Annotated in this window: 8 protein-coding genes and 1 pseudogene; 5 read left to right on the top strand and 4 right to left on the bottom strand. The window is 59.8% G+C overall.

The genetic code is table 11. From position 1 onward, the window contains the following. Positions 1–101: 101 nt before the first annotated feature. Positions 102–285 (top strand): annotated as a pseudogene (locus tag NKJ32_RS25105) (IS256 family transposase); the annotation flags it as partial. Positions 286–1,496: 1,211 nt separating this feature from the next. After that, entirely contained in the window at positions 1,497–1,922 is a 426-nt protein-coding gene (locus tag NKJ32_RS25110) for a YidB family protein (protein ID WP_352592850.1), read from the top strand. A gap of 746 nt (positions 1,923–2,668) precedes the next feature. Here the strand turns inward: NKJ32_RS25110 and NKJ32_RS25120 are convergent. From NKJ32_RS25120 to eglC, 3 genes are all read right to left on the bottom strand, one after another. Further along, entirely contained in the window at positions 2,669–3,979 is a 1,311-nt protein-coding gene (locus NKJ32_RS25120) for an HlyD family type I secretion periplasmic adaptor subunit (RefSeq protein WP_352829179.1), read from the bottom strand. Further along, complete coding sequence (locus NKJ32_RS25125) at positions 3,979–5,724, bottom strand: type I secretion system permease/ATPase (protein WP_352829181.1); 1,746 nt, start codon at positions 5,722–5,724, stop codon at positions 3,979–3,981. The genes NKJ32_RS25120 and NKJ32_RS25125 overlap by 1 nt, the downstream gene beginning before the upstream one ends. Positions 5,725–5,827: 103 nt before the next feature. Continuing rightward, the gene (eglC, locus tag NKJ32_RS25130) at positions 5,828–7,219 is read right to left on the bottom strand and encodes an endo-1,3-1,4-beta-glycanase EglC (RefSeq protein WP_352592841.1); all 1,392 of its coding nucleotides are present in this window, start codon (positions 7,217–7,219) and stop codon (positions 5,828–5,830) included. Between the two features lie 337 nt (positions 7,220–7,556). Here eglC and NKJ32_RS25135 point away from each other — a divergent pair, with 337 nt between their 5' ends. From NKJ32_RS25135 to NKJ32_RS25145, 3 genes are all read left to right on the top strand, one after another. Continuing rightward, positions 7,557–8,639, top strand: coding sequence for a histidine kinase dimerization/phosphoacceptor domain -containing protein (locus NKJ32_RS25135; RefSeq protein ID WP_352592838.1), 1,083 nt, complete (start codon positions 7,557–7,559; stop codon positions 8,637–8,639). A 447-nt stretch (positions 8,640–9,086) separates the two neighbouring features. Continuing rightward, positions 9,087–10,196, top strand: coding sequence for an OmpA family protein (locus tag NKJ32_RS25140; RefSeq protein WP_352592835.1), 1,110 nt, complete (start codon positions 9,087–9,089; stop codon positions 10,194–10,196). A gap of 10 nt (positions 10,197–10,206) precedes the next feature. Beyond that, entirely contained in the window at positions 10,207–11,460 is a 1,254-nt protein-coding gene (locus tag NKJ32_RS25145) for a caspase family protein (protein WP_352592832.1), read from the top strand. A gap of 73 nt (positions 11,461–11,533) precedes the next feature. Here NKJ32_RS25145 and NKJ32_RS25150 read toward each other — a convergent pair whose 3' ends face one another. Then, entirely contained in the window at positions 11,534–12,127 is a 594-nt protein-coding gene (locus tag NKJ32_RS25150) for a DUF6931 family protein (protein ID WP_031212167.1), read from the bottom strand. Positions 12,128–12,265: the final 138 nt, after the last annotated feature.

Below are 12,265 nucleotides of genomic sequence, written 5' to 3' on the forward strand. Positions count from 1 at the left end.
GTGGCTGGCCAGCCTCCCCTGACCACCGCCTGAACTCACTCGGCTGGCGAGCAAGTTGCCGCCAGCCGAGCATCAGTCCAGGAACTCTGCGCGCGATTGGGCTCAATTGCGAGATCAAGCGGCGCACCGAGGTCGTCGGCATCTTGCCCGACGCTATCGTCCCTCGTAGGCGCGCTCCTGCTCGAGCAGAACGACGAATGGGCCGTCCAGCGCGCCAGATACATGACATTGGAAACCATCAGCCAAATGAGCGATGATCCGCTCATCAGCCTGCCAGCGGTGGCACGCTACTCGTCCCGGCCCCCATGCCGGAGAGCGCGGCGACCAAGCCGTCAGCTACACCACCACATCCTGGGACACGATCTGAGAATGGGTTTAGCCAAAGACTTGTCTCATGTTGCGCTCACATTCAATTGTCCGGATTGCTCCTATCCGGCAGTAAGGAAAGGTTCTACACTAAGAACGATCGCGCACTTCAGATGCCACGGGTGCAACGCCAAGGTGCGGATCACTTATCAGCAGAAGCTAGCAATCTTCGAAAAACACAGGCTATCGGCCGCCCAGGGGGCGTTGCGACAACTCAACTCTGCTTTGCGCTAAGCCTAGGCGGCTTCGCCTAAGGGTCAAGCGCGGCATTAAGCGGTGGCGGATGCGGCGGCCTATGCTGGCGCTTTGGAAAAGGTTTCGGGATCCGACACGCCAAAGATTGTCTCCGCAGCGACAGCGTCAGCGACCACGAACGGCTGGGGACCGTCGGGCGCTGGCAGCTCAAGGAACAAGTCGCTTTGCCAATCATTGGGTTCCAACGGGCCGAACGTAAACAGGTTTTCAACATGGGAGAAGACAAGTTGCGAGCGACTGAAGGAGGGCAGGTCCAAGTTTTAGCCGATGAACCGGCATTGCGCAGGCACAGGCGCGCGAGCTGACCGAAATGATCGCACCGACTATGCATCAAGATCGAGAGCACATACACGACCAGAGCAACGGAACCACGGCTGGTTGGCTGTCGAGGGCGGTGTCAGCTTCTTCCTGTTCCTCCCACATTGTGATGCCCACCCGGCTTTCGTGACCGCTATCGTCTAACCCATTTGCCGTCGGTCTCTCTCTCGAAATCCTTGTCGCCCTGTCTGCTCGGATCACCGGACCCCCGAGCAGGCGGCTCGGAAGCCAGCCAGGACGATTGTGTCGCCATCGTTCTTGTCCATGGCGCCAGCAGTGTTTTCCGCTGCACTCATCTTCCAAGTTTCTAATGCAAGATTTTGAATGAGCGTGTCGCTCACAATCGGTGACGGAATGTAGAAAGCCCGCGCCTCCGGAGAGACGACGTGAGCTGCGAGCTGACTCTGCGGAGGCACGGAAGCTGAAGTCTAGTCAGAACGAGCCGAGAAGCCGCAATCGTCCGGCTAAAAACCGAATCGAATATCGGCCCAGCAGCATAACCATGGAACCTTTCGAAGCCGCATGCCTTGTCCCTTCCTTATAGAAGGAGATGCGAAATGAGCCTTGATATAGGAAAGGTCGCCATAGCGTTGCTTGGCCTGCTTGCCTACAAGAATAGGGACAAGATCGGCGAGTTGATCGCTGGTAGGAAATCGACAGATCCCAATGCTAGCGCTGGCTCCCCTGGCGGCCTCGGCGACATCCTGGACCGTCTCAGAAATGCGGGTGCGGGCGATCAGGTTGATTCGTGGGTAAGTAAAGGATCAAACCGGCCCGTTCAGCGCGATCAGGTTGAGAAAGCAATCGACCCGCAAACATTGAGCGATCTGGCTGAGCAAACCGGATTGTCCCATGACGAACTTCTCGACCGGCTCACAAGAGAATTGCCCGACGCGGTGGACAAGCTTACGCCCGACGGCCAAATGCCCGCGGGCAACGGTCCAGATCTCTTGGACGAGGTACCAGGAGCTGGCCGTACTTAGCGCCATCTGCGACAGAGCAGGCTGAAACTAGGAGACGCCGGCTTCGGGGCCACCGACCTGGCAGCAATGTGTGAGGGAGAAGTTGCTGGCCTTCACCGCGCGGGTTCCAAGGCCTATCGCAAAAAGTCCCGCCGTACATGCCAGGACGGCGGGACCGATCGGAGCGCCTTTGCACCGGGCATGGGGGATGCGGGGGCGGAATTGCCCGGTGCGCGCGTACCGTTCAGGAACGTTAGGCTCTCACCGGCAGTGCGTCCACCAACCGACGGTTGGAGCGACAACGAAGAAGATGTCGATAGCCGTTCGTCATCATCCAGCGGGGGCGCGCAAGATCGGCCCGACTTGGCGCGTCGGCGGGCGCAGTGGACCGGGCCGCCGCCCGATGCTCACAGACGGGCCGATCAATGGCTTCCGGCTCTATGGAAGGTGCTCTTGCCGACCCTCAAGCCGGGCGACATCGTCGTCATGGCCGTCCGGCACGCCGTCAGCAACGCCGGCGCCAAGCTCTTCTTCCTGCCGAAATACTCGCCAGACCTGATCCGATCGAGATGCTCCTCGCCAAACCAAACACGTGCTGAGAACGGCCGCCAGACGCAACACCGACGCCGTCTGCGAGCATCGGGAAAATCCACGACACTCTCACATCAAAGGAATGCGCCAACTCCTTCACCGAGGCCGAGTATGCCGCAACCTAATCATCACGCTCTAAGCACGGCATGGGTTATGGCCGAGTCCGTCACGCGAACTCAATCCTCCCTGAATGCCCGTTGGATTTGATCTGCCAGAGGTTTTACGAGGTAAGACAGCATTGTGCGGCTGCCGGTCGAGAAGAACACCTCGACAGGCATACCGGGCGACAAGGTCAGGCCCTTCAGCCTTGTAAGCTCTGTGCGCGGCAGGCTGACACGCACAGTATAGAAGCTCGCGCCGTTTCGCTCATCGATGCTGAGATCGGGGGAGATCTCACTGACGACACCATTCAGCTCAGGCGTTATCCGCTGGTTGAAGGCCGAAAGTCGCAACGTTGCGCTCTGCCTTGGCATCAGCTGATCGATGTCTTGCGGTGCCACACGCGCCTCGACCGTCAGATCGTCTGTCACAGGGACAATCTGCATGATGAGCTCTCCCGCGGATATGACGCCGCCGACCGTATGCACGCCAAGCTGATGGACCACGCCAGTTTGCGGGCTGCGTATATCGATACGCTTGAGCTGATCTTCGGCCGAGACCTTTTGCTCGACCAACTCGGCGAGCTTTGCCTGGACGTCACGGAGCTCGGCTGCCACCTCGCTGCGCAAATCCTGGCCGATCTGAATGATCTGCAAGCGGATTTCGGATGTATGGCCCTTCGATTGCGCGATTGCGGCAGTCAGCTTCCCATGTTCGCCTTCAAGCCGGACTGCGTCACGCTCAAGTGTCGTTATGCGATCGATTGAAACCAGCTTGCGTTCCCAGAGCTTGCGCATGCCGTCGAGCTCAAGCCCGATCAATTTGATTTCCTGGCTTTTAGCATCCCTTTGCTCGCTCAAGCCGGCGACTTCTTCGGCGAGCTGAGCAATGCGCTCTCTCAACTGAGCCTTCTGGCCAGCGCGTGCCTGGCGACGAAATTCGAACAAGGACTGCTCGCCGGCCATCGCACGCCGGATCTCAGGATCGTCCTGCCGCGACGTCAGCGAAGATGGGAAGGCGATGGTGTCCGTGCCATCGCGCTCGGCTTCGAGGCGGGCCAGACGGGCCTCGAATTCGTCCAAGCTCTTGGTGACCATGGCTAAATCGGCCCGGGTCACGGTTTCATCGAGACGGATCAAAACCTGGCCCGCCTTCACGGCGTCGCCTTCTCGCACGAGGATCTGACCGACCACTCCACCCGTTGGATGCTGCACCTTTTTAACGCTGGAATCGACGACCAGCCTTCCCGAAGCAATGACGGCTCCAGAAAGCTCCGTGACCGCGGCCAGGCTTCCGGCCCCGCCAACCAGGAGCATGCAAACCGCGAGGCCGCCGAACAGATAGCGTCGAATGGTCCGGTCGATCGCCGATGCCGCGTGTTGCGTCATCAGTGTGTCGCCTCCTCAGGGCCGGAGACGACCTTCAGGGGAACGCCGCCCGAACGGGTTACCTTGCTCAAGACCTCATTCTTGGGGCCAAACGCCTGGACACGGCCGTTAGCCATGACGAGTACCTGATCCAGGCTTGCAAGCGCGCTCGGCCGATGGGCGACCACGACAGCAATGCCGCCTCGCGCCCGCACGCCCTCAATTGCCGCCGCCAGCGCGGCCTCCCCTTCGGAATCGAGGTTGGAATTGGGCTCGTCCAAGATAACGAGGAACGGATCGCCATAGAGTGCCCGTGCGAGCGCAACCCGCTGTCGCTGGCCCGCCGAAAGCGCCGACCCGGCCTCGCCGATCCGCGTTTCGTAGCCTTCCGGCAGATGGACGACAAGGTCATGAACGCCGGCCGCGCGCGCAGCCGCCAGTATCTTGTCCGAAGAGGCTTGAGGTTCGAAACGTGCGATGTTCTCGGCAATGGTGCCATCGAACAGTTGCACATCCTGCGGCAGATAGCCGACATGGTTGCCCAGCTCTTGCGGCAACCACTGGTCGAGCGTTGCTCCGTCCAGCCTGACGGTCCCGCGGGCTGGAAGCCATATCCCGGCTATTGCTCGGACAAGCGATGATTTTCCGGACGCACTCGGTCCGACAATGCCAAGGCCGGCACCCCTTTCTAGCGCGAACCCGACATCCTGCACAACCACACGACGCTCGCCGGGTGGCGTGACACAGATGCTTTCTACCGCAAGAGCAGATACAGGTGCCGACAGCGAGACACTCGCGGCAATTTCAGGAAGCAGGGCCAAAAGCTGGCTCAGCCGGGTCCATGCCTGGCGAGCACTGACGAAACCCTTCCAATGGGCGATAGCCAGTTCGACCGGTGCGAGCGCCCGGCTCATCATAATCGAACTAGCGATCATAATACCGGCTGTCGCTTCTTGATGAATGACCAGATAGGCGCCGATCGCCAGTATACCCGACTGCAGCATCATGCGCAGGATCTTCGAGATCGTGCCGAGCGTCCCAGCCAGATCGCTGGCTCTTGCGTTCGTGTTGAGAAAGTCGGCGTTGACGCTTGACCAGCGCTCGGCAATGCGCGCGCCAAAGCCCATCGCCTGCAGAGCCTCTGCATTGCGACGCGTCGCCTCCGCAAGCGTATTGCGCGCTGCCGCCTGGCTGTTTGCCCTCTTCGCAGGCTCCCTGGTGCGAACTTCGGCAAGCACAGTCAGGCTAGAGAGAATGATAGCGCCTGCCAGCGCCGTCATGCCGATCCAGAGATGGAACAGGAAGCATATTGCCAGATACAGCGGCATCCAGGGCAGGTCGAAAAGCGCAGTCGGACCAGTGCTCGACAGAAACGAACGCACCTGGTCAAGATCCCGCAACGACTGAAGGCCGTCGCCTGGGAGCTTGGTGCGCAAGGGCAAACGCATAAGGGCGGTATAGACTTGCCCGCTCAATCGCGCATCCAAAGCCATCCCGATGCGCACAAGCAACCGCGACCGGATAAGCTCAAGAACGCCTTGGAAAATGAACAGCATGCCGGCAAATACGGCAAGCCCGACAAGCGTCGGCACACTGCGGCCGGGTACGACCCGATCATAGACCTGCAGCATGAAGAACGAGCCGGTCAGCGCCAGAACATTGACGACGCCGCTCATCAGGGCAATTCCAGCGAACGCGCGCCGGAAAGAAGCCAAAACCGCAGCGAGGGTTGTTCGTGGCGGCTCGGACGAATGGGAATGCGACATCGCCTTCACATCGGTTCAAGTTCAGTCCCGGGCGCAAAGATCGTGCCCGCAATCAGGCGTGGTTACGACATCTCCATACCGCAGCCAGCGTCAGGTTTTGCGCCTAGATATGCCAATCGTTCAGCGCGTACGCGTGGATGTAGTCGATCTGCATTTCCGCAGGTGTCGCAAGCCCGTCGGCGGGCGCTCCCGCGAGGCCACCAACCGCCAGATCGACCAGCATATACATGGGGTCGTGCATATCGGAAGGCGTTGCGGCACGAGCAACTTCGACGTCGTCGAAATACCAGACGAGTTCGTCTTCTGTCCACAGCACTCCGTAAGTGTGGAACCCTTCGGTATCTGCGGCATAGGCCGTCGAGGACACTGTCGTATGAGTTCCCGTCTCGTTGGAGTGGCTTGTCAGAATGAGCTTGTTTGGATCCTGACCGAGCATTTCCACGACGTCCAGTTCCGGTGGCCAGGAGCCGTCAGCCGGGAGAAGCCAGAAGGCCGGCCATACACCTTGCTTTTCGGGCATGTCAGCCCGAATTTCGAAATAGCCGTAGGTTTGTGCGAAGGACTCATAGGTCGTCAGCAAACCTGACGTGTATTTGTAATCGTTTATGTAGGGCTGGATTGCCGCGGGAGCCCGGGCGGCGGTAATCGAGAGAACACCGTCCTCAACGCTGAACGGGCTGACGGAACGCGTCGGGGCATAGTTGGTATCGATATACCATTGAAGCTCCTTGTTGCTCGTGAGCGAGCTGCCGTTCGCGGCGCCCCACCAGAAGTTCGAGTCCCAGGTGCCGCTCGAGCCATTCCACAGGTCGAGCGTGTTGAACTCGTCCGAGAAGGTGAGTTCCAGATGCGACCTGTCTAGGGCCAGATCGAACTGGCCTGGGTTGAACTGGTCGATGGTCTTATTGGCGAAAACGAGAAACTCGTCATCGGACAGGTTAAGTCTGACGTTCGCCCCCGACTGGACCATGTTGGCGTGCACATCCTCGAAGGAGGTGAAGCCGAAGCTCCCGACGCGCGCGGTATCATCGGCGCCAAAGTCGAGGATCAGGTCACTGCCGTTGCCGGGGGTCACGACGAAAATGTCCGCACCGGATCCGCCCTTGAGAACGTCATCGCCCTGCAATCCGTCGAGCGTCTGTTGGCCGGAGCCGCCGGTAATGATGTTGTTTAGCTCGTTTCCGAAAGCATAGTGTTTGTCGCCGGTGACCGTCAGGTTCTCGAAATTCGCTGGGAGCTTGTAACTCATCCAGGTCGAGATGGTGTCGACACCCTCGTTGGGCAGCTCGACCGCCTTGTTTTTGGAGGAATACAGATAATAGATGTCATCGCCCTTGCCGCCGTACATCGTCACGGTGACGCTACCGTCGGCGTACATTGAGTCGTTGTAGATGCTGCCATAAAGTGTCGGGCCGGAATTCGTCGCCGAATACCACTTTACGGAGGATCCGCTGTAGGGGAGTGGAACACCCTTGGCGTTCAGTACGTTGGCCATTTTGGTCCTTTCTCCTCTTTCTCGCCTCGATATCGGGCCTAACACCTATTGAGAGCAAAAGGAGCCATTACCATTTAGCCTTCGAGTTTGGAGGGTTACCAAAAGCTTAATATTCAGCGGAGCCACTTGCCGCGGGGGCCGCCTCACCCCTTCAAGGGCACAAGGCGTGGCACCCGGCGCCTGCCGCTCTCCTTCGGCCGGTCGCAATCTTAGACGTATGGCCGTTGCGCACGACGCAAGCTTGTTGTCAGGTGCATGACGCGGTGCGTCAAATGCAGCTTTGGCGATGGCGGGCGCGCTGCATTGTTGATATTGTCCGCACGGAACAGGCGCGCAAATGACACCGGATTCAGAAAAGGCCGAGGCGGTCGAGCAGTTGCTTGATACACCTGACCTTGCAACCGCACTGGAAAGCGAACAGTTCAAAAAATTCCTTGACCAGGTGCCGATCGCCATTGCCGTTGCGAACCTGGCCGCTGAGGAGCGCGTAGTCTACGCCAACCCGGAATTCGAGAAACTGTCAGGCCTGACGGCCGCCAGGCTCACACGAGCAAACTGGGCAGCCCTTTTGGGCAAAGGCCTCCACGAGCAGAAGAACCGGCCACTTGCCGAGGCCGTGGTCGAGGAAACCGATTTTGTCGGCACCTACAGGCTGGAACGCAACGAGGATAAGCCGACGATCGTCGACGTTTATTCCAATGTGATCGAGGACGACAACGGCAAGATGTGCTTCCGGCTGGTGGCGCTGGTCGACGTATCGGCCCATGGCGAGGCGGGAGATGAGCGCTCGGTTGAGGAGCTTGTCAGCGAGAAAGACACACTGCTGCGCGAACTGCAGCACCGGGTAAAGAACAACCTGCAGATGATCACCGCACTGATCCGGCTGGAAAGCCGCAACGCGACCGAGGCCGACCGGAGACGGTTTGAGCGGCTTGCCGGTCGCGTCGACGCTCTGGCGATCCTCTACCAGACGCTAACGGCCGACGAGCCGAAAGAGGAGGTCGATCTTGGCGTCTATCTCAGCCAGATCGCGTCCGCGGTGATGAGCTCGCATGCAGTCGAGGGGATCCGCCTGGATATGAAGGTGGATACATATCCCGTGTCAATAAACGTCGCCATGCCGGCGGGACTGGTCGTCAACGAATTGCTGACCAATTCACTAAAGCATGCGTTCCGGGGGCGCGACGGCGGCACGATAACACTGCACAGCGTCGTCGATGGCGACGGCTGCCGGGTTATAGTGGCGGACGACGGAATCGGCCTGCCGGAAGGCGAGACGTGGCCCAAGCCAGGCAAGCTCGGAGCGCTGATCGCGCGCTCGCTGACCGAGAACGCCAAGGCGCAGTTCGCAGTCGACTCTAGCGCCAGCAAAGGGACGAAGGTGACCATCATCTTCAAACGATCGGCGGCAGCAAGCTAAACGATTGCCGTCGAACATGGCAGGCTGGCGGCTGGCTTCATGTCGCGGCTTTGGGCAGGTGCCTGCAAATAGGCCCGGACGCGCCTCGCGGCCTGCTTCACATGGTCGAAATCTTCAATCGAAGAGCCGCCAGCTGCATTCCGCGGGAGAAGCAGGATGGAGTAAGCCGGGCGTTTCCCTCGCTTGGCTGGTCCAGCGTGACCGGCTTCAAGACAGCGGCAGGTAGCGCAGCGAATATTCTCCAATCAGCTCCATTGTTCGCCAACAAGACTGCTTGTTCGCGCAACACCATTTTTCCGGACTTACGCAGCCCGGGACCTGAGCGGAATTTACACCATTGCGGTCGATTGGCCGATGCTCGCCAAGCCTTGACAATTGTTCTATGCTCTCCTTGGCACGCTTGGTGGTGATTGCGACACGGAAGGCTGTTGTCCTGTGGGGGGTTCGATGTTCGAAGTCGTCGGAGACTGGCGGAAAACGGGCTCGAGAAGCTGGTTAGCCCTAAACACCCTTGGCTTGATCATCGCGCTGTCGGTGCTGTTTTTACCCGGACTGGAAAGCGCGAATGCACAGACGAACTGGACACTTGATCCAACCGCTTCGGTGCTCACCTACCAGTCGGTCAAGAAGAACACGATCGTTGAAACCAACAAGATCAGGAACATCGCCGGCACCCTTTCTTCGACGGGTGAGGCCAAAATCACATTCGACCTCAATTCAGTCGATACCGGCGTCGACCTTCGAAACGTCCGCATGCGGTTCCTTTTCTTCGAGACATTCAAGTATCCGGCCGCCGAACTGACCGCAAAAGTGGACCCTGCGGCGTTTGCCGATCTTGCGACGAAGCGAAGGATGAAGGCAGTGCTTCCATTCCGACTCAACCTGCACGGGGTCGACAAGGATCTCGAGGCCAATGTCGTCGTGACCTTGATCAGCGACAGCATGGTTTCCGTCGCTTCGGAAGCCCCCGTCGCCGTGCATGTCGAGGACTTCGGACTGCTGCCGAATGTCGACAAGCTGCAGCAGGCCGCCAATGTGGCCAACATTGTTCCGACCGCTTCGGTATCGTTCGATTTCGTGTTCAACGCCGATGGTAGCAAGCCCGCGGCCGTCCAGACCGTCGCGGCAAGCACCGCCGACGTCGGGCCTGTTGCCACTGATGCTGCGAAGGCGAACTTCAGCGACGAGGAGTGCCTCAACCGGTTCGAGGTGCTCTCTCGCACCGGAGCCATCTATTTTCGGCCGGCGAGCGCACGGCTCGACACCCAAAGCCGTCCGCTACTGGAGGAGGTCGTTGGCGTCGTCGGCAAGTGCCCGGGCCTGAAGGTGGAGGTTTCCGGCCACACCGACTCCGATGGGTCGTCCGCCGCCAACAAGCTCCTGTCGGAGCGGAGGGCCCAGGCCGTAGCTGACGCCATTGTTGCCGCAGGTATTGCTCGCACGCAGATCATGGCGATCGGTTATGGCGAGGAGCGGCCGGTTACTGGCAACGACACGCCGAAGAACAAGGCGCTCAATCGGCGGATAGAGTTTTCCGCCACCAAGCTCGTCAACTGAGGAAGGGCCTTTGTTCCGGCGGGGCTTCGATCTGATTGCTTGGTTTATTGGTGTCCTAGGCGCGATCGGGCTGGTGATGCTCTCGCTGTTGTTGACCTTGACGGCGGCCAACGCCGAACGTCGTGCTGCTCTGGTCCTTGGCAACTCCCAGTATCAGCATGCGCCGGCGCTGACCAACCCGGTACACGACGCGCAGGCTGTTGCCGAACGTCTCAAAAGCCTGGATTTTGAAGTCGTCTCCGGGTTCGATCTGACCAAATTGCAGACCCAGACGACCATTGCGCAGTTCGCAAAGCAGGTTCGCGGCGCCGACATTGCCCTTTTCTTTTACGCCGGCCACGGCTTGCAGGTTTCAGGCAGCAACTACCTGCTTCCGGTCGATGCCGCACTGGAAGACGAGACCTCGCTCGACTTCGAAGCGGTGCCGGTGGATTTCGTTTTGCGGCAAATGTCGCGCGAGACCAGCATAAGGCTGATTTTTCTCGACGCCTGTCGCGACAATCCCTTGGCCGAGGTGTTGGCAAAGACCGCAGGCGTCAAGGGAGCGAGAAGTGGCCTTGCCGAAATCCCGATCGAGAATGGCGGCACTGGCACGCTGGTCGCCTTTTCCACCAGTCCCAATCAGGTCGCCTATGACGGATCGAGCGAACACTCGCCGTTCACGTCGGCGCTGCTTGCCCATATCGGGGCCTCGAACGTCTCCATCACCGACGCAATGAACAGGGTTACCGCCGACGTGTTCAAAGCAACGGCCGGCAAACAGCGCCCGTGGATCAATGTCTCGCTCACCACCGAGGTCGTGCTGCACAAGGTGGATCTGAACGCGCCACTGATCGTCGGTGAGGCGACCGCTCCGCAACAACCGCAAGGCGCCTCGGGCGGGCGCAACGCCGCCGCAAATCCGTCTGGGGCTGACGATGCCCAGCTTGCGCTCAATGTGCTGCGTCAGAAAATCCCGAGACTGGCTTCGGACGAGCCGATCTTTTTCGACCAACCTGTCGATTTCGGAGATCCAGCAATCGACGGCAAGAGTATCGCCGAGCTGATCACAGGCAAACCACTCTTCACTCCCGTGGAAGGGCTCGACAAGGCGGTGTGGGAGGGCAAGCACTGCAACGGCTGTCATGAGTGGAATGAGGATCGGCTATGCGAACAGGCGAAAAATTTCGCCGCCAACGATGTCTCCGTTCTACGCCTGCAACATCCGCTTGGGACACGCTTCAAGGTGGCGCTGGCCAAATGGGCGCAAGGCGGCTGCAAGTGAGATCTGGGCCCTTCGGTTCGAAAACCCTGGTCAAACAAGACCATGGAGCTGCGTCTATTGGAATGGTTCGGGTCTAATACGCATCAGCCGATTGGCGCTGCGCCTCGATCTCGGCCAACTGCAGGCCCATTTCGACAAAGGCGGAGAGAACGGCAAAGCGGTCCGCCAGTGCGACGCGCGCCAGCCCTGCTAGAACACCGGCATTGACTGCATGGGCGGCAGGATGTCGCTGCAAGGCCGTTGGCGCGGCTGCGCCGACGACAGATCCGGCAACGCCAAAACCATTGTCACGCCATTCCGCAGCCAAGGCAATCCAGGCGCCCGGCGTAGCCGGCGGGGTTGCCGCAGCCTCGCTTACTGCGGCGCGGTGGCGGGGACTGTCCGGTTCGCTGACCCAGTCGCGAACAAGCGCGAGCAGCTCTTGATCTGTCTTATCGAGCAGCTCGCTCAGATGCCCCAGGCATTCATGGGCCCACCAGACCGCAGCCCGATCAGGAAGCAGGTAGGCACAAAACGTGATCGCCTCTTCGGGAATGGGCCCGGCGAGGAGATCGCGGCAAAACTCGATCGAACGCTGCTCGGTTGGAAGGGCTCTCATGTCTCTGGCGACAGCGGGACAAGCCACAAAAAGATCCCGTGCCGTTTTGAATCGGAGCCCATTGGCCATGACGCCACGCCTTCATCGAGGACCAGTCGGTACTCAAGCCCCCGGCGTGGCGCCGGTCAAGTCTCAACTCGTGGGGACGGGAGATCGGCCGACACAGCCAGGCTCGGCGTTTATTGACAGACAAACGCGTGGGAATGT

Source organism: Mesorhizobium sp. M0159 (assembly GCF_040322295.1).
Lineage (GTDB): Bacteria > Pseudomonadota > Alphaproteobacteria > Rhizobiales > Rhizobiaceae > Mesorhizobium.

Coding starts and splice junctions, on each gene's coding strand:
- NKJ32_RS25110 (WP_352592850.1), top strand. CDS start 1,497: ATGAGCCTTGATATAGGAAAGGTCGCCATAGCGTTGCTTGGCCTGCTT.
- NKJ32_RS25120 (WP_352829179.1), bottom strand. CDS start 3,979: ATGACGCAACACGCGGCATCGGCGATCGACCGGACCATTCGACGCTAT.
- NKJ32_RS25125 (WP_352829181.1), bottom strand. CDS start 5,724: ATGTCGCATTCCCATTCGTCCGAGCCGCCACGAACAACCCTCGCTGCG.
- eglC (WP_352592841.1), bottom strand. CDS start 7,219: ATGGCCAACGTACTGAACGCCAAGGGTGTTCCACTCCCCTACAGCGGA.
- NKJ32_RS25135 (WP_352592838.1), top strand. CDS start 7,557: ATGACACCGGATTCAGAAAAGGCCGAGGCGGTCGAGCAGTTGCTTGAT.
- NKJ32_RS25140 (WP_352592835.1), top strand. CDS start 9,087: ATGTTCGAAGTCGTCGGAGACTGGCGGAAAACGGGCTCGAGAAGCTGG.
- NKJ32_RS25150 (WP_031212167.1), bottom strand. CDS start 12,127: ATGGCCAATGGGCTCCGATTCAAAACGGCACGGGATCTTTTTGTGGCT.